The sequence below is a fragment of the Streptomyces sp. NPDC001270 genome, from assembly GCF_042896695.1.
Lineage (GTDB): Bacteria > Actinomycetota > Actinomycetes > Streptomycetales > Streptomycetaceae > Streptomyces.
Window position 1 is genome coordinate 15,768 of sequence record NZ_JBIAXM010000023.1, and the last position, 17,489, is coordinate 33,256.

At 72.6% G+C, this 17,489-nt stretch carries 13 protein-coding genes; 6 read left to right on the top strand and 7 right to left on the bottom strand.

The features are described 5' to 3' along the window. Positions 1 to 15 precede the first annotated feature (15 nt). Complete coding sequence (locus ACFY2B_RS31585; RefSeq protein WP_390766481.1) at positions 16 to 2,358, top strand: SpoIIE family protein phosphatase; 2,343 nt, start codon at positions 16 to 18, stop codon at positions 2,356 to 2,358. Here ACFY2B_RS31585 and ACFY2B_RS31590 read toward each other — a convergent pair whose 3' ends face one another. Together ACFY2B_RS31590 and ACFY2B_RS31595 are read right to left on the bottom strand one after the other, a co-directional pair. Further along, positions 2,359 to 2,970, bottom strand: a complete 612-nt coding sequence (locus ACFY2B_RS31590; RefSeq protein ID WP_390766482.1) for a DNA polymerase ligase N-terminal domain-containing protein — start codon at positions 2,968 to 2,970, stop codon at positions 2,359 to 2,361. A 202-nt stretch (positions 2,971 to 3,172) separates the two neighbouring features. Continuing rightward, positions 3,173 to 4,006: an aldo/keto reductase gene (locus ACFY2B_RS31595; RefSeq protein ID WP_390766483.1), complete on the bottom strand. Its 834-nt coding sequence runs from the start codon at positions 4,004 to 4,006 to the stop codon at positions 3,173 to 3,175. Between the two features lie 84 nt (positions 4,007 to 4,090). On the opposite strand from ACFY2B_RS31595, the gene ACFY2B_RS31600 reads away from it, so the two are divergent. Continuing rightward, the gene (locus ACFY2B_RS31600) at positions 4,091 to 5,065 is read left to right on the top strand and encodes a TauD/TfdA dioxygenase family protein (protein WP_390766484.1); all 975 of its coding nucleotides are present in this window, start codon (positions 4,091 to 4,093) and stop codon (positions 5,063 to 5,065) included. Between the two features lies 1 nt (position 5,066). Here ACFY2B_RS31600 and ACFY2B_RS31605 read toward each other — a convergent pair whose 3' ends face one another. Both ACFY2B_RS31605 and ACFY2B_RS31610 read right to left on the bottom strand, forming a co-directional pair. Beyond that, a complete protein-coding gene (locus tag ACFY2B_RS31605; protein ID WP_390766485.1) occupies positions 5,067 to 6,095 on the bottom strand; it encodes an LLM class flavin-dependent oxidoreductase in 1,029 nt (342 codons plus the stop codon). A gap of 162 nt (positions 6,096 to 6,257) precedes the next feature. Beyond that, positions 6,258 to 6,644, bottom strand: coding sequence for a DUF4440 domain-containing protein (locus ACFY2B_RS31610; protein WP_390766486.1), 387 nt, complete (start codon positions 6,642 to 6,644; stop codon positions 6,258 to 6,260). A 263-nt stretch (positions 6,645 to 6,907) separates the two neighbouring features. Between ACFY2B_RS31610 and ACFY2B_RS31615 the strand changes: the two genes are divergently transcribed. After that, positions 6,908 to 9,301: a M4 family metallopeptidase gene (locus ACFY2B_RS31615; protein ID WP_390766487.1), complete on the top strand. Its 2,394-nt coding sequence runs from the start codon at positions 6,908 to 6,910 to the stop codon at positions 9,299 to 9,301. Between the two features lie 65 nt (positions 9,302 to 9,366). On the opposite strand, the gene ACFY2B_RS31620 is transcribed toward ACFY2B_RS31615, so the two are convergent. From ACFY2B_RS31620 to ACFY2B_RS31630, 3 genes are all read right to left on the bottom strand, one after another. Beyond that, positions 9,367 to 10,566: a glycoside hydrolase family 64 protein gene (locus ACFY2B_RS31620; protein ID WP_390766488.1), complete on the bottom strand. Its 1,200-nt coding sequence runs from the start codon at positions 10,564 to 10,566 to the stop codon at positions 9,367 to 9,369. Between the two features lie 153 nt (positions 10,567 to 10,719). Beyond that, positions 10,720 to 11,475, bottom strand: coding sequence for a dienelactone hydrolase family protein (locus tag ACFY2B_RS31625; RefSeq protein WP_390766489.1), 756 nt, complete (start codon positions 11,473 to 11,475; stop codon positions 10,720 to 10,722). Positions 11,476 to 11,599: 124 nt separating this feature from the next. Beyond that, a complete protein-coding gene (locus ACFY2B_RS31630; RefSeq protein WP_390766490.1) occupies positions 11,600 to 12,220 on the bottom strand; it encodes an L-threonylcarbamoyladenylate synthase in 621 nt (206 codons plus the stop codon). Positions 12,221 to 12,569: 349 nt separating this feature from the next. On the opposite strand from ACFY2B_RS31630, the gene ACFY2B_RS31635 reads away from it, so the two are divergent. The 3 genes from ACFY2B_RS31635 to ACFY2B_RS31645 all read left to right on the top strand — a co-directional run bounded on the left by ACFY2B_RS31635 (position 12,570) and on the right by ACFY2B_RS31645 (position 17,456). Then, positions 12,570 to 14,075: a helix-turn-helix domain-containing protein gene (locus tag ACFY2B_RS31635; protein ID WP_390766587.1), complete on the top strand. Its 1,506-nt coding sequence runs from the start codon at positions 12,570 to 12,572 to the stop codon at positions 14,073 to 14,075. A 454-nt stretch (positions 14,076 to 14,529) separates the two neighbouring features. Beyond that, complete coding sequence (locus ACFY2B_RS31640) at positions 14,530 to 16,299, top strand: hydrogenase maturation protein (protein WP_390766491.1); 1,770 nt, start codon at positions 14,530 to 14,532, stop codon at positions 16,297 to 16,299. Between the two features lie 68 nt (positions 16,300 to 16,367). Next, a complete protein-coding gene (locus ACFY2B_RS31645) occupies positions 16,368 to 17,456 on the top strand; it encodes a hydrogenase expression protein HypE (protein WP_390766492.1) in 1,089 nt (362 codons plus the stop codon). Positions 17,457 to 17,489: the final 33 nt, after the last annotated feature.

A 17,489-nucleotide genomic window follows, 5' to 3' on the forward strand; every position in this document is an offset into this window, starting at 1 on the left:
ATCATCCTGGGGCATATGGAGCATCTCGCGGCCACGGCGGTGGTCGACGCCCTCGGGACGGTGACGGGGTGGAGCGAGGGCGCGCAGAAGCTGACCGGTCATCCGGCCGCGGAGATCGTGGGCAGACCTGCCACCCGGCTGCTCGCCGAGGAGATACCGCCCGGGACCGTCGAGGCGCAGACCGGAGTCGTCGCCCTCCGCCACCTTGACGGCCACCGCGTCGAGGTGGCCCTCACCGCCTGTCCCGTACTCGGCCCGGCCGGGCGGCCCGCCGGATTCGTGATCACCGCCGACCCGCCCGAGCCGGCCGGTCCGAGCCTGGCCGAGCAGGCGTTCCAGCAGGCGTCCATGTCGATGTCGGTCTACGACACCGGGCACCACTACCTCCGCGTCAACGAAGTCGCCTGCAAGGTCCTCGGCCTGCCCGAGGAGGCACTGCTCGGCCGGTACTACCTGGACAGCACGGAGGAGTCCGGGTACAACTGCGGCTTCCTGCGCCATCTGCGCCAGGTCGTGGAGACCGGCGAACCGGTCCGCTACGAGACCTTTTCGAGCACGCCCGGCCTGGCCCAGCAGCAGGCGTGGAACATCGAGATGTGGCCCCTCACGGACGGTGAGGGCGAGCCGAGCGCCGTGGCGCTGGCCGCGTTCGACAACAGCGAGGAGTACTGGGCACGGCAGCGACTGGCCCTGCTCAACGAGGCGGCGGCCAGCATCGGCACCACTCTGGACGTCGTCCGCACCGCTGAGGAACTGGTGGAACTCCTGGTCCCGCAGTTCGCCGACTTCGCCAGCGTGGACCTGCTCGACTGGGTGCTCGGCACGGACCAGCAGCCGCCCGCGATGCCGGACGGCGCGTTCGTGCTGCACCGCGTCGCGCACATCTCCGTCACCGAAGGCACCCCCGAGGCCGTCGTCGAGCCCGGCGACCAGGACCCCTGCCCGGAGGACTGCCCACCGGCCCGGGCCCTGCGCGAGGGCCGGGTGGTGTTCAGCAAGGAGGGCGATCCGGACCTGGTCCGGTGGCTCGAAGAACGCAACGCGCGCTCCCCGGACCGCGGCGGCTACCGCCAGGGCGTCCACTCGATGCTCGCGGTGCCGCTGCGGGCGCGCGGCACCGCGCTCGGCGTGATGGTCGCCGTGCGCCGGCAGCACCCGAAGAACTTCGGCGGCGACGACGCCGCGTTCGGGGAGGAACTGGCGAGCCGCGCCGCCGTCTGCATCGACAACGCCCGCCGTTTCGCCCGCGAACGCGGCACGGCCCTCGCTCTCCAGCACAGCCTGCTGCCCAGCGGCCTGCCCGACCAGGCGGCGGTCGACGTGGCCCACCGCTATCTGCCCTGCGGGTCGCTGGCTGGCATCGGCGGCGACTGGTTCGACGTGATCCCGCTCTCCGGCAGCCGGGTCGCCCTGGTCGTCGGCGACGTGGTGGGCCACGGCATCCAGTCCTCGGCCACCATGGGCCGGCTGCGTACGGCCGTACGGACCCTGGCCGACGTGGACCTGCCCCCGGACGAACTGCTGACCCACCTGGACGACCTCGTCACCCACCTCGCGGCGGACGGGGACGACGGCGAGGTCGCCGAACTGGGCGCGACCTGCCTGTACGCCGTCTACGACCCCGTCTCGCGCCGCCTGTCGCTGGCCGCCGCGGGCCACCCGGTACCGGCTGTCCTGCGGCCTGGCGCCGACGCGGAACTCGTGCGGATGACGGCGGGCCCGCCCCTGGGCGTCGGCGGCCTGCCGTTCGAGGCGACGGAACTCGAACTGCCGGAGGGTTCGGTCGTCGCCCTCTACACCGACGGCCTCGTGGCGGACCGTGCCCTCGACGTGGACCGGGGGACCGGTGAGCTGCTCCAGGCCCTGAACACCCCCGCGGACTCGCTTGACACCCTCTGCGACACCCTGCTGAAGGCGGCCCTGGACGAGCAGCCCGGCGACGACGTGGCCCTGCTGCTGGCCCGCACCCGGGCACTGGGCGCCGACCGGGTGGCCACCTGGGACGTGCCGCCCGACCCCGCGCACGTGGCCACCGCCCGGCAGGCGGCGACCGACCAGCTGGCCGTCTGGGGACTGCAGGAGGCTGCCTACGTCACCGAGCTGGTCGTCAGTGAACTCGTCACCAACGCGATCCGCTACGGTGAGCCGCCCTTCCGGCTGCGGCTGATCCGTGACCGCGCGCTCATCTGCGAGGTCTCCGACGGCAGCTCCACATCGCCGCATCTGCGCCGGGCGCACGCCTTCGACGAGGGCGGCCGGGGGCTCCTGCTGGTGGCCCAGCTCACCCAGCGCTGGGGCAGCAGGCAGACGGCCGGCGGCAAGACGATCTGGGCGGAACGGCCACTGCCCGGGGAATGATCAGTGGACCGGGCCGTCGTCCGCGGCGGCGACCTGGGCGAGGGTCCGTCCGGTGCGGACCGAACGCGCCCGGCGCGGGTCCGGGGTGCCGTGCCCGCCGGACCGGCCCGGACCCGTCCGGACCAGCAGCCAGGCGTACTCCCCGTCACGGCCCCGGAACCGGGTCAGGGCGTACTCGCCCCGCAGCTTGGCGCCGTACAACCGGAACGTGGCGTGTCCGTCGGCCAGCGACCTGGCGAAGTCGACCGGCCGGCCGGCGCGGTCGTGGCTGAGCGGCTCGTACGTCCCCCGGTCCCAGACGATCACCGTCCCGCCCCCGTACTCGCCCCGCGGGATCACGCCCTCGAAGTACTCGTATTCCAGCGGGTGGTCCTCGGTGGGCACGGCCAGCCGTCTGTCCCCCGGATCGGCGGACGGGCCCCTCGGCACCGACCAGGACTTCAGCACGTCGCCCACCTGAAGCCGGACATCGAAGTGCAGCCGGCGGGCGTCGTGGATCTGCACCACGAACCGGGGCCCGCCCGCCGTGCGGGCCGCCGCGCCGGACGGCTCACGGGTCCGCCGGAAGTCCCGCTTGCCGCGGTACGTCCGCAGCCGGTCGTCGGTACCCACGTGCGTCTCCCTCCGTCCGGCCGTCCCGCGGCCCGGGTACCCTGCCCGGCCAGGCCGACGCACCGGGCGGACGGATCGGCCGGCGCCCCGCCGCCGGTCCGTCCGGCTCGGCGGCTGCCGGTGCACGGTGCGTCGCAGCGTGCCCGGGCCGGACCGGGACGCCTCGCGGCGGCACGTGCGGGAGCGGTGGCCGAGCGGCGGCTCAGAACTCCTCGTGGGTCCCGGGGTCCCCGCCCAGGCGCCGGTGCGCGCGGTCCGAGAGCGCGGACATCTGGGTGTCGTCCAGCTCGAAGCCGAACACGTCGAGGTTGTCGCGCTGCCGGCCCGGGTCGGCCGACTTCGGGATGGGCACCGCGCCCAGCTGGACGTGCCAGCGCAGCACCGCCCGGGCGGGCGTCACCCCGAGCGCTTCGGCGACCGACACCACGGCCGGGTCCGTGAGCAGCAGGCCCCCGTCCCGGCCGAGCGGGCTCCAGCTCTCGGTGACGATGCCCTTGCCCGCGTGGAACGCGCGCAGCTCGTCCTGCGGGAAGAGCGGATGCAGCTCGATCTGGTTGACGGACGGCAGCACGCCCGTCTTCTCCTCCAGCTGCCCGATGTGCTCGGGAGTGAAGTTGGAGACCCCGATGGATCGCACGAGACCGTCCTCGCGCAGCTTGATCATCGCCCGCCACGAGTCGACGTACTTGCCGACGCGGGGGAGCGGCCAGTGGATCAGGTACAGGTCCACGTACTCCACCCCCAGCCGCCGCCGGGACTCCTCGAAGGAGGCCAGGGTCTCCTCGTAGCCGTGGTGGCGGCCCGGGAGCTTCGTGGTCACCACGACCTCCTCCCGGGGCACGCCGCTGGACGCGATGCCCCGGCCGACGCCCGTCTCGTTCCGGTAGTTCGTCGCGGTGTCCACCAGGCGGTAACCGGCCGACAGCGCCTCGCGCACGGCCGGCTCGGCCTGCGCGTCGCTCATCGGCCAGGTGCCCAGACCGACGGCGGGCAGCGCCGTACCGTCGTTGAGCGTGTGCGTCGGAATACTGATCACGGTGGGACCTTTCCTCGGCTGTGTCCTGCTCCCAGCGTCATGGATAGGGTGAGCGGTGATCAACCTGACGGGCGGGACGGTGCCATGACGACGGACAGGGACACGGGACGGCGGGCACAGCCGGTGGCCGGGGTCGAGGTACGGCCGGTCGCCGGGCACATCGGTGCCGAGATCACCGGCGTCGACCTCTCCGACGGCCTCGACGAGGCGGTGGTCGCCCTGATCCGGGCGGCGGTGCTGCGCTGGAAGGTGGTGTTCTTCCGCGGGCAGCGCTTGGACCACGCCGGCCATGTCGCCTTCGCCCGCCGCTTCGGCGAGCCGGTCGTCCTCGGGCGGCGCGGCAGCGCCTCGCCGCCGGACCATCCGGCGGTGGAGACCACCGCCGACCGGCTGGAGCTGGGCGGCCGCTACGGCATGGAGCGCGAGGAGTGGCTGGAGCGCCGCCGGCACACCTTGCTGCGCGGCTGGCACTGCGACCACGGCACCCGGATCGACCCGCCCGCCGCGACGATCCTGCGGGCCGAGACCGTCCCGCCGTACGGCGGCGACACCACCTGGTCCAACCTGGCCGCCGCCTACGCCGGACTGTCCGCACCGGTGCGGGCATTCGTGGACGGACTGCGCGCCGAGCACCGGCTCGGCGTCGGCTACCAGTCCCGGCCGGGTGACGACGCCTATCTGCGTCATCTGCTGGACCATCAGGTGGCCTCCGTGCACCCGCTGGTGCGGGTCCACCCGGAGACGGGCGAGCGGGTGCTCTACGTCAACGGCTACTACGTCGAGCGGATCGTGGACGTCACCCGGCCGGAGAGCGCCGCGCTGCTCGAACTCCTGCTGGCCCAGGCGGTCCGGCCCGAGTACACGGTCCGCTTCCGCTGGGAGCCGGGCAGCGTGGCCTTCTGGGACAACCGGGCCACCATCCACCTCGCGCCGTCCGACAACGCCCACCTGGACTTCCCGCGCACCATGCACCGGGTCATGCTCGCCGGTGACGTGCCGGTGGGCGTGGACGGCAGGCCGTCCGAGCCGGTCACCGGCACCCGGGCGGGCCGCTGGTGAGTCAGACGGCGGCCGGCCGGCCGAGCGCCGGGCCCAGCAGGGCCGCCATGTCCGTGAGGATCTGCACGTAGTCCTCGTGCTCGAACGTGAACGGCAGCGCGAACGCCACCTCGTCGACCTCACGGAACGCGGCGTGCGCGTGCAGCCGTTCGGCGATCTCGGCCGAGCTGCCCACCAGGTCCGGCGCGAACAGCAGCCGCGCCGGACCCTGCGGGGAGGCGGTGCGGGGCAGCCGCTGTGCCGCGTACGCCGCGTACTTCGCGCGCTGCTCGGGCGTCGCGGAGTCGGTGGGGATCACCACCAGGCCCTGGGAGACCCGGGCCGCGTCGCGGTCGGGGTGATGGGCACGGAACTCACGGATGTGCGACAGCTGGATCTCGGCGAAGTCCCACGGCCCGGCGGGTTCCTCCGCCTTGACGACGCTGCTCGTCAGGAAGTTCATCCCGTGCTCGCCCGCCCAGCGCGCCGAGCGCAGGCTGGCCCCGCCGTACCAGAGGCGGCGGCCGAGCCCGGGGGAGTGCGGCTGCACGGTCGGTGAGAACACCTCGAAGCCCTCGGTCCCGGCGAAGCCGGTGGCGGGCTCGCCGCGGACGAAGTCCACGAGCCGGCGCACCCGTTCGTAGCCAAAGTCCTCGGTGTCCGCCGTGTCCGGGTACAGGGCGTCCTTCACCTGGTCGTAGTGGTTCGGCGGGCCCACGCTCACCCCCGGGTTGAGACGGCCGCCGGACAGGACGTCGACGGTCGCCAGGTCCTCGGCGAGCCGCAGCGGGTTCTCCCAGCCGAGCGGGATGACCGCGGTGCCGAGTTCGATGCGGCTGGTGCGCTGCGAGGCGGCGGCCAGCACGGCGACCGGGGAGGAGATGCCGTACTGCAGATGGCGGTGGCGCACCCAGGCGCTGTCGAAGCCCAGCCGCTCGCCCAGTTCGATGATCCCCAGCGTGGACTCGTGGCCCCGCCCCGGATCGGCCGCGTCGAACAGACCGATGGTGAGGAAGCCCAGCTTGCGCAGCGGACGGGGGGTGGGCGGCACGGGCTCCTCCGGCGGTCGTACGTCAGTTCTGTCCCGATTGTGGCAGGCGAACATTGCGGGCGTGTGATCGGTTCGCCCGCCCGCACCAGGTGGCCGACCCGGCCGCCGGACAGCCGCCCGCACGTCCCCGCGCCGCTCTGCCGATCACCGCGCCCGGTCCGCTCAGTTCACGTCGGCCGGTACCCGGGTGGCCTGGTGGTAGTACATGCGCAGACCCGTATCCCCCGGTCCCCTGCGCCAGATCGAACTGTGCCTGGTGCGGCGCTCGCCGAGCACGGTCTCGAACGTCAGGTGCACCAGGCCGGGCGCGAGCCGTACCCCGGATATCTCCCCGGGCTCGTAGCGCGGGCCGTCCGGCGAAGCGCCCGGAAGGTCCGGCAGTTCGGCGAGCGTCGACGCGTACGTCCAGCGCCGCCCGGATCCGCCGACCTCCACGAACTCCGGGTCGAGCAGCCGCGCGGCACGCTCCCGCGAGGCACGCACCCGCGGATCCATCAGTTGCAGCTCGCCGGCGATCGCCTGGCGGACCTCGTCGCTCGTGTCGTCCATGGCCGTATTCTCACCCGGCCTTCGAGGGTTAGGGGTGTCCCGCAGGCCCGCCGTGACCTGCGGATAGGGAAAACCCTCGAATGTCGAAGCCGTAGTGACATGGTCGGGTCACAACTGAAATCCTCCCCTCGCCCCCCGCGCGGATCCCCCATGGTCCTTTCGTGACCACGGTCCCGCACAGCTCAGCTCTCTCCGGACAGCACATCCCGTCTGCCCGGACTGTCACCGGCCGCGACCAGGCGGCCGCAGCAGGAGGAGTACGAGTGAGACCCCTTCCCCACAGACGGTCCACGGTCGGAGCCGCTCTGGTCTCCGCCGCCGCGTTCCTCGCCGTCGGCATGCAGTCCGTTCCGGTGTCCGCCCAGCCCGCCGCCCCACATCCCGGCGCCCTGCGCACGGGTGCCCTGGAGACCAAGCTCAGCGCGGCCCAGCGCACCGCACTGATCAAGGACGCCCAGGACAAGACCACCGAGACGGCCCGCACCCTCGGCCTCGGCGCCAAGGAGAAACTGGTCGTCAAGGATGTCGTCAAGGACAACGACGGCACCGTGCACACCCGTTACGAGCGCACCTACGCCGGCCTCCCCGTCCTCGGCGGCGACCTCGTCGTGCACACCCCGCCGGCCTCCCTGGCCGCCGGCACCCTGAGCACCACCTTCAACACCAAGCGCACCATCGCGGTCGCCTCCACCACGCCGGCCTTCGCCAAGTCCGCCGCCGAGACGAAGGCGCTCAAGGCCGCCCGCTCCCTCGACGCGCAGCAGCCCAGCACCGACAGCGCCCGCAAGGTGATCTGGGCCGGCAGCGGCACACCGAAGCTCGCCTGGGAGACGGTGATCGGCGGCCTCCAGGACGACGGCACGCCCAGCCGGCTGCACGTCATCACCGACGCCACGACCGGCCAGGAACTCAACCGGTACCAGGCGATCAAGACCGGCACCGGCAACACCCAGTACAGCGGCACCGTCTCGCTGAACACGACGCTGTCCGGTTCGTCGTACCAGCTGTACGACACCACCCGCGGCGGTCACAAGACCTACAGCCTCAACAACGGCACCTCCGGCACCGGCACCCTGATGACCGACGCCGACGACGTCTGGGGCACGGGGTCCGGCTCCAACACCCAGACCGCGGGCGCCGACGCCGCGTACGGCGCCCAGGAGACCTGGGACTTCTACAAGAACACCTTCGGCCGCAACGGCATCGAGAACAACGGCGTGGGCGCCTACTCCCGCGTCCACTACAGCTCCAACTACGTCAACGCCTTCTGGGACGACAGCTGTTTCTGCATGACCTACGGCGACGGTTCGGGCAACACCCACGCCCTGACCTCGCTGGACGTGGCGGGCCACGAGATGAGCCACGGCGTCACCTCGGCCACCGCGAACCTCACGTACTCCGGTGAGTCGGGCGGCCTGAACGAGGCGACCTCCGACATCTTCGGCACGGGCGTGGAGTTCTATGCCAACAACTCCACCGACGTCGGTGACTACCTCATCGGCGAGAAGATCAACATCAACGGCAACGGGACCCCGCTGCGCTACATGGACCAGCCCAGCAAGGACGGCGGGTCCAAGGACAGCTGGTACTCGGGCATCGGCAGCCTGGACGTGCACTACTCCTCGGGCCCGGCCAACCACATGTTCTACCTGCTGTCCGAGGGCAGCGGCACCAAGACCATCAACGGCGTCACGTACAACAGCCCGACCTCCGACGGCGTCGCCGTCACCGGCATCGGCCGGGCCGCGGCCCTGCAGATCTGGTACAAGGCGCTGACCACGTACATGACGTCAAGCACCAACTACGCGGGGGCCCGCACCGCCGCCCTCAACGCGGCCGGCGCCCTCTACGGCACCAACTCCGCCCAGTACGCCGGGGTGGGCAACGCCTTCGCCGGCATCGGCGTGGGCAGCCACATCACTCCGCCCGCGAACGGCGTCTCGGTGACCAACCCGGGCAGCCAGTCGTCCACCGTGGGCACCGCCGTGAACCTGCAGATATCGGCGAGCAGCACCAACGGCGGAGCCCTCACGTACTCGGCGACCGGGCTGCCGGCCGGCCTGTCGATCAACGGCTCGACCGGCCTGATCTCCGGCACGCCCACGACGGCGGGCAGCAACAGCACCACCGTCACGGTCAAGGACTCCACGGGCGCCACCGGTACGGCCTCCTTCACCTGGACGGTGAACTCCACCGGCGGCGGCACCTGCACCTCGGCGCAGCTGCTCGGCAACCCCGGCTTCGAGTCCGGCAGCACCACCTGGACCTCGACCACCGGCGTGATCACCAACGACACCGGGGAAGCCGCGCGCACCGGTTCGTACAAGGCGTGGCTGGACGGCTACGGCACCACCCACACCGACACCCTGTCCCAGTCGGTGACCATCCCGGCCGGCTGCAAGGCGTCGTTCACCTTCTACCTGCACGTCGACACCGCGGAGACCGGCAGCACGCAGTACGACAAGCTGACGGTGACGGCCGGTTCGACCACCCTGGCGACGTACTCGAACGTCAACGCCGCCTCCGGCTACAGCCAGAAGACCTTCGACCTGTCCTCCTTCGCGGGCTCGACGGTCACCCTGAAGTTCTCCGGAGTGGAGGACTCCTCCCTCCAGACCAGCTTCGTGGTGGACGACACCGCCGTCACGACCAGCTGACGCACCGCGCACCGCACAGGGCGTCCCGCACGCGGAACCACTCCGCGTGCGGGACGCCCGTCGCGTCAACTGAGCGGGTCCAGCGTGAGGTACGCCTCCTGCGGGTCGCCGTCGTGCACCAGCGACTCCTGGTTGCCGACGTCGTCGAAGGCGAACGCGTACGCCTTGCCGTCGGCCATCTGCCCGTGGATGACACGGGCGTAGTGGTTGGTCACCGCGTCCTGGTAGAAGCCCGCCGGATTGTTGTCCGGCTGGTTCGCGCTGGTCAGCAGCGTGGAGCGGTTGAACCCGGCGCAGAGCGTGCGGGAGATCGGCCCGCGCACCGCGTCGTTGGGCGCGTCCAGCAGCTTGTGGCAGCCGAACACGCTGTCCGCGTCCGGTTTCTGGAAGCTCGTCACCACCGCGCCCGAGCCGTCGGTGAAGTTCATGACACCGCCCGAGACCCGGCCGTAGAACTTGGTGTTCGGCTGGTCGCCGAAGGGCGTGACCGTGAGCGTCTGCGTGGTGTACCTGTCCCAGACCCGGTTCACGTAGTCGTCCATGGCGGACGCCGGGAGCGCACCGGTCTCCAGGCCGTGCCCGGGCGAGAGCGCCCGCAGCACCGTGCCGTCGGAGCGGGTCTGGATCAGGCCGCCCCAGCCGCCCGACTGCGCACGCAGCGCGCTGAACGCCGCGCCGTAGCCGCCCGGTTTGAGGTGTCCGGTGGTGCCCGTGCTCCCGTCCGCCCGCCGCACGCCGACCGCGTACGGCACGGAGAACATGTCGACCTGGGTGCTGTTCAGCCACAGCCCCGCGTCGTTGAGCGTGTACTCGGACCAGTTGAAGAGGATGTCCCGGTTGGGGTCGCTGGGATTCTGCACCGCAGGCTGCACCAACCCGCCGGTGGCCAGCTTGAACACCAGCTTCTGGCCGTAGGAGAAGTAGATCCGGCCGGAGAACTTGGGGATCCGGATCGTCTTCGACTGTCCCGCGGCGGGGCCGGGGATGGCCGCGTCGGGGGCCGGAGTGGGCGGGTTGCCGCCCGCGGGCCAGGCGTGGAACGTGCCGTTCGCGTCGGCCCAGCCCTGCTGCCCCGTGGACAGCTGGGTGCCGAGGTCGTAGAGGTACACCGGGTCGCCGCGGCCGGAGTTGTTGGTCACCGTCAGGGCGATCGTGTCCGGCACCGCGGCGTCGGCCGGGTCGGGTGCGCCGAGTGCGAGCAGCGCGCCGACCAGGGCGGTCGCGGCCGTCAGGGGCAGCGCGCGGCGTGTGAGTCGTACGAGCACTCTCCACCTCCGTGTGGGGGTCGGGGCCGTACGGACCGTGGTCCGTACCTGTCTGAGAGCGCTCTCAGCGTTGCGTCAAGGCGCGTGCATGTCAATGTGATGGACGGAGTCCGTGGGGTGCCCGTGGCGGCACGGGCACCCCACGGCGCGGTGTCAGAAGGTGCGCTCCAGCAGGTCGAGCAGCGCGGTCCAGTGCCGCTCGTACGCCTCCTGGTCGTAGGCCGGGGTGTCGGCCTGCGTGTATCCGTGGTGGGCGCCCTCGTAGACCTCGCACCGGTGCCGCACGCCCGCGGCGGTGAGGGCTTCCTCCAGCCGCTGGATCTGCTCCGGCGGCAGGGAGGCGTCCTGGTCGGCGTGGCCGAAGTACACCTCGGCGGTGACGCGTCCGGCGACCAGGTGCGGGCTGTCCGGCTCCTCGGTGGCGAGCTGCCCGCCGTGGAACCCGGCGACGGCGGCGACCCGGTCCGGACAGGTGCCCGCGGTGAGCAGCGCCAGCCGGGCGCCCATGCAGTAGCCGGTCGTCGCGACCGGACCGTCGGCCACCAGCGGGCTGTCGGCGAGGAAGCGCAGATAGGCGCCCGCGTCACGCATCGCGAATTCGGGCGTCAGCGCCTTCATGACCGGCATGATCTGCTGCCAGGTGTTCGGGTTGGCGGCCGGGTCGATGAACTCGGGCAGGTCGAACACGGGCACCCGCCCGTTGCGGTAGAACACATTGGGCAGCAGGACCGTGTAGCCGGCCTCGGCCAGCCGGTCGGCCATCGACCGCAGATGCGGGCGCAGCCCGAACGCGTCCTGGTAGAACAGGACGGCCGGACGGGGACGCTCGTCACCGGGATGGACGAGGTAGGCGTCGGCGACACCGTCCTCGGTCGGGATGTCCACGGTGGCTCCCTGTACGGCGGTCATGGCGTGGTGCCTCTCTGCGGAGGGAGCGTCGGGGAACAGGCGTGCCCTCGACGGTCGGTGGATGGGTCATGCTGTCACGCAGGATCCCGGCCCGCGCACCGGGACTTGCCTCCCACGGCCGGCCTCAGACGAAGCGGGCCGGGTCGCCCGCTCCGAGCCGTACGATCTCGGCCTCGCCGCCGGAGAAGTCGACGACGGTGGTCGGCTCGGTACCGCAGTCCCCGGAGTCGACCACCGCGTCCACCACGTGATCGAGGCGGTCCTTGATCTCCCAGCCCTGCGTCAGCGGCTCCTCCTCGTCGGGCAGCAACAGGGTGCTGGACAGCAGCGGTTCGCCCAGCTCGGCCAGCAGCGCCTGGGTGACCACATGGTCCGGGATGCGCACGCCGACGGTCTTCTTCTTCGGGTGCAGCAGCTTGCGCGGCACCTCCCTGGTCGCCGGGAGGATGAACGTGTAGCTGCCCGGCGTCGACGCCTTGACGGCGCGGAACACGTCGTTGTCCACGCGTACGAACTGACCGAGCTGCGCGAAGTCCCGGCACATCAGGGTGAAGTGGTGCCGGTCGTCGAGGTGCCGGATCGACCGGATCCGCTCCATGCCGTCACGGCTGCCGAGCCGGCATCCCAGGGCATAGCAGGAGTCGGTCGGGTACGCGATGAGGGCCTCGGAGCGCACGGCATCGGCGATCTGCGCGATGCTGCGCGGCTGCGGGTTCTCGGGGTGCACATCGAAATACTTCGCCATCCGCCGAGCCTATGCCGTCCGGGAGACGGACGCCGCACGCGTGCGGCACGCCGCGACCGGCCGCCCCGTGCGGCGCCCGCGGCCCGGCCGGCCCCAGGCGGCCCGAATCCGCCGGCATGAACCCGGCCTTTCGGGGAAGCCGACGAGCCAGCCGGCCGGTGCTCTTCCCCCGGGCCCGAGCCGGCCGTCACCGCCGGCGACCCGTCCCCCGGGGCCGCCGGCGGTGACCTGCGCCCTCGTGCCGGTGCGGCCGTGTCCCGGCCGCCGCCGGGCGAAACCCGGGCCGCGCGTCCGGTAGCGTCCCTCTCCACACACCTAGGGCAACCGGATGAACGAGGAGAAGCGCGAGATGGCCGGCCTGGTGGACAAGGGCCCCCGCACCCGGATACCGCGCGCCGCGGACACCGCATGGGCCGAGGAACTCCTCGACCACCTGCGGCCCGGCGCACGCGAGCTGCGCAGGGTGGTCGACTGGCTCGCCCGGGCCGTGGACGGCGCCGTGTGCGTGCGGGACGACACGGGAGCCGTACTCGAAGGCGCCCCGGTGCCGCTGGCCGACACGCTGGTCACGGACGTGGTGACCGGGCGGATCTCATCGGCCGCGGTGGAGGACGACGGGCGGTACGTCCGCCTGGTCGCGGTGCGCCACTACGGACCGTTCCAGGCGTCGACGGGCGTGCTGGCCGTCGCCCGGGCCGCCCCGTTCGACCGGCGGGCGGCGGAGATCGTGACCCGCACCGCCCCGGTCGTCGAACTCCTGCTGCGCGAAGGCGAACTGACGGCCGCCGGGCAGCGCCTGAGACGGGCCACCGCCGACCTGCGGCTGGCGATCCTGCAACTGCTGATGGTGGAGGACACCATCGCGGCCCGCCGGGTCGCCGCGGGCCTGTGGCCCGGCCTGCTCGACACCGACACCGCCAGCGTGTACGTCGTCGAAGGGGCCGCCGAGAAGCGGGACAGACTCATCGACGAGTGCATCGAGGCGACCGGTGGCCGGGCTCTCGTCGTGCGCTGTCCCGCGATGGACCGGCACATCATCGTCGTCAGCCCCACCGCGGCGGCGGGGGAGCGGCTGCGCTCGCTCGTCGACAGCCGCCCCGGGATCTATCTCGGCGGCAGCGTCCGGCAGAGCCTCGCCCGCACCTCGCTCGCCTACGGCCAGGCCATCAGCGCCCTCGCCGTCGCCCACTTCCGCCCCGACCAGACGGCCGTCTACGCGGAGCGCACCCATCCGCAGACGCTGATGGACCTCACCGCCCTGCGTGCCTGGTCCACCGACGTGCTCCGGCCGCTCGACACCCTGCCCCACCACACCAGGGCCGAACTGTTCGCCACCACCCGACTGGGACTGGAGTACACCGCGGTCAACGCGGCGAAGGTGCTCGGCGTCAGCCGCAACACCGTCCGGGCCCGCATGGACCGCGTCGAGGCGCTGCTGCGCACCGACTTCTCCGACCTCGCGGTCCGCGCCACCGTCCACCTCGCGCTGAACACCCAGGCGGGCTGTGCCGCACCCGGCACCCACGGTCCGGCCGCCGAGCCGGCCGCCGTCCGGCTCGGCGGCCTGCTCGCCGGGACCGCGATCCGCGCCTGGGCCCACGACCTCCTCGGCCGCCTGGTCCACGACGGACGCGACCTGCGCGGCACGCTGCGTGCCTGGATCGCCGCCGGCGGGAACGCGGAGCGGGCCGCCCAGGACCTCGGGGTCCACGCCCAGACCGTCCGCGAGCACGTCCGCAGCGCGGAACCCGTCCTGGAACGCCAGCTCCTCGCCGCGGGCAGCGATCTCTACGAGGTCGTGCTGGCCCACCTGGTCGTCGGTGATCTCGCCGAGCCCGTGCTGCGCCGTACGTAGCAGGGGTATGAACCGGGCCAAACGGACTTGACTGTGCACAGGTGAGTCCTCGCGGCGCGTCGGCGGGCACCGGCGCGATACCCCCACGGCCCGCTCCGCGCATAGGTTCAACAGTCGGTGGGGGCACGACCGGTACGGGGGTCCGGTCGCGCCCCCACGTCGCGCTCCGGGCGCGGCCCCGCCGCGGCGCAGCGGAGCTTGATGAACGCCCACGACACCGGACACTCCCGCGCCGACGGAGCGCCGCCACGGGCACGAACCGGGCCGGCGCGGCCCGGCAGGCGCAGGCCGCCGGGGTGGCGGTGCGGGCAGGGGGCAGGCGGCCGGGTGGCGGTGCGGGCGTCCGCTTTCGGGTGACCCGGACAGCCGGTCGCCGGGGCGCCGGGCGGCGTGTGTCCGACGATCGCATCGGCCGGGCGGGCCGGCCCGCGTCTCCGTCCGCCGGGAGTACACCGTGCACATCCTGCTCGTGGCCAGCGCCTTCAACAGCCTCACCCAACGTGTCCACGCCGAACTCCGCGACCGCGGGCACACCACCGCGGTGGAACTCGCCGTTCCCGGCCACCGGCTGGCCGAGGCGGTCCGGCGGCACGACCCCCGGCTGGTCGTCGCACCGATGCTGACGACGGCGATCCCCCGTGAGGTGTGGACGGCGTGGCCCTGTCTCGTCGTGCATCCCGGCCCCCCGGGGGACCGCGGGCCGTCCGCGCTGGACTGGGCGATCCAGGAAGGCGCCGAGGACTGGGGAGTCACGGTCCTCCAGGCGGAGGAGGAGATGGACGCCGGTGCCGTATGGGCGTCGGTGCGCTGCCCCGTGCCCCCGGTGGGCAAGAGCGACCTGTACCGGGGCGAGGTCGCCGACGCCGCGCTGGCCGCCGTCGTCCTCGCCGTCGAGCGCTTCGCGTCGGGCTCGTACACGCCGGAACCGCAGCGGGCCTGGCGGGCCCGTCCCTACCTCGACCAGAGCGTCCGGCGGATCGACTGGAGCGCGGACCCCACCCGGACGGTCGTCCGCAAGCTGCGCGCCGCGGACTCCCGGCCCGGCGTGCTGGACGTCCTGTACGGCGAGGAGTGGTACCTGCACGGTGGCCACCCCGAACACCGCCTGCACGGCGCCCCGGGGGCCCTGCTGGCCACCCGGGCCGGCGCGGTCTGCCGGGCCACGGCCGACGGCGCGGTGTGGATCCCGGAACTGCGCCCCAGACGGCTGCCCGGCCAGGCGCCCGCGGTCAAGCTGCCGGCCGTGACGGCCCTCGGGGACCGGCTGCCCGGCCTGCCCGAGTTCGCGCCCGCACCGACGGCGGACGCGAGCCGCCGCGGCTGGACCGACCTCGGCTATCGGGAGGAGGGTGACGTCGGCTTCCTGGAGTTCGCCTTTCCCGGCGGTGCCATGAGCACCGCGCAGTGCCGGCGCCTGCTCGCCGCCTACCGCGAGGCGTGCGCCCGCCCCACCGGCGTGCTGGTGCTGGGCGGCCGGCGCGACTTCTTCTCCAACGGCATCCACCTCGGCGTCATCGAGGCCGCCGCGGACCCCGCCGCCGAGTCCTGGGCGAACATCAACGCCATCGACGACCTGGTGGAGGCCGTCCTGACGACCACCGACCGGCTGGTGGTCTGCGCCCTCGGCGGCAACGCAGCGGCCGGCGGGGTGATGCTCGCCCTGGCCGCCGACGAGGTGTGGTGCCGGTCCGGGACCGTGCTGAACCCGCACTACCGGCTCATGGGTCTGTACGGATCGGAGTACTGGACGTACTCGCTGCCCCGCCGGGTGGGAGCGGCGGCGGCCGAGCGGCTGATGCGGGAGGCCCTGCCGGTGAGCGCCGCGGGCGCCCTGCGGACGGGCCTGGCCGACCGGGTGATCGAGTGCGCGCCCGGGGACTTCCCCGCGCAGGTGGCCCGGCTGGCGGCCCGGCTGGCGGCGGTGCCGGGGACGCCGTCCCGGATCGCGGCCAAGAAGGCCGAACTGGACCGCCAGGAGGCGGTCGAACCGCTGTCCGCGTTCCGGGACCGGGAGCTGGCCCGGATGCGCCGCACCTTCGACGACCCGGACGCCCCGTACCACGCGCTGCGCCGGGCCTTCGTACGCAAGCAGCGCCCGGCCGGCACGCCGCCGCACCTCACCCGCGCCGCGGGCGCGCGCGTGGCCGCCGAACCCGGCGGCCGGTCCGCGCCCCGTGTCACTGGAACGGACCAGGCAGACCTCTCACCGTCCCCGGACGCCTGATACGAAGAAACACGAAAAGCAGTTGGAATGTCTGCTTTTGTTCCCTACCTCCCCGAGGAGGCGGTCGCATGACTCCGGCCACGCCCAGCAGTGCCGAGACGACGGACGCCGGCGGCACCCCCGCCGGCGAGACGCCCACGATCCACATCCTCTGGATCAACGCCGGGCTGAGCTGCGACGGCGACTCGGTCGCGCTGACCGCCGCCATGCAGCCGAGCATCGAACAGATCGCGCTCGGCGTGCTGCCGGGGCTGCCGAAGATCGAGGTCCACTGGCCGCTCATCGACTTCGAGTGCGGTCCGGTCGGCGGCGCCGACACGTTCATCGAGTGGTTCTTCAAGGGGGAGCGGGGCGAGATCGACCCGTTCGTGCTGGTGGTGGAGGGATCCGTACCGAACGAGGCGATCAAGCCCGAGGGCTACTGGTGCGGCTTCGGCGACAACCCGGAGACCGGCCAGCCGATCACCACGAGCGAGTGGATCGACCGGCTCGCGCCCAAGGCCCTCGCCGTCGTCGCCATCGGCACCTGCGCCACCTACGGCGGCATCCACGCCATGGCGGGCAACCCGACCGGCGCGATGGGCGTGCCCGACTACCTCGGCTGGGACTGGAAGTCCAAGGCGGGCATCCCCATCGTGTGCGTCCCGGGCTGTCCCATCCAGCCCGACAACTTCGCCGAGACGCTCACCTACCTGCTCTACCAGGCGGCGGGTTCCGCCCCGATGATCCCCCTGGACGACAAGCTCCGCCCGGCCTGGCTGTTCGGCGCCACCGTGCACGAGGGCTGCGACCGGGCCGGCTACTACGAGCAGGGCGACTTCGCCGACACGTACGACTCGCCCAAGTGCCTGGTCAAGATCGGCTGCTGGGGCCCCGTGGTGAAGTGCAACGTGCCCAAGCGCGGCTGGATGAACGGTATCGGCGGCTGCCCGAACGTCGGCGGCATCTGCATCGCCTGCACCATGCCCGGCTTCCCCGACAAGTTCATGCCGTTCATGGACCAGCCCCCCGGCGCGACGCTGTCCACCAAGGCCAGCGGCGCCTACGGCGCGGTGATCCGCCGGCTCCGCTCGGTCACCCAGCACACCGTCGACCAGGAGCCCAAGTGGCGCCACACCGGCGGCAAGCTCACCACCGGATACCGGCCGCCGTGGTGACCACCGTGAGCAGCTCCGCCCCGTCCCGCACCC

Coding starts and splice junctions, on each gene's coding strand:
- ACFY2B_RS31610 (WP_390766486.1), bottom strand. CDS start 6,644: ATGGACGACACGAGCGACGAGGTCCGCCAGGCGATCGCCGGCGAGCTG.
- ACFY2B_RS31635 (WP_390766587.1), top strand. CDS start 12,570: ATGGCCGGCCTGGTGGACAAGGGCCCCCGCACCCGGATACCGCGCGCC.
- ACFY2B_RS31645 (WP_390766492.1), top strand. CDS start 16,368: ATGACTCCGGCCACGCCCAGCAGTGCCGAGACGACGGACGCCGGCGGC.
- ACFY2B_RS31600 (WP_390766484.1), top strand. CDS start 4,091: ATGACGACGGACAGGGACACGGGACGGCGGGCACAGCCGGTGGCCGGG.
- ACFY2B_RS31625 (WP_390766489.1), bottom strand. CDS start 11,475: ATGACCGCCGTACAGGGAGCCACCGTGGACATCCCGACCGAGGACGGT.
- ACFY2B_RS31585 (WP_390766481.1), top strand. CDS start 16: ATGGAGCATCTCGCGGCCACGGCGGTGGTCGACGCCCTCGGGACGGTG.
- ACFY2B_RS31630 (WP_390766490.1), bottom strand. CDS start 12,220: ATGGCGAAGTATTTCGATGTGCACCCCGAGAACCCGCAGCCGCGCAGC.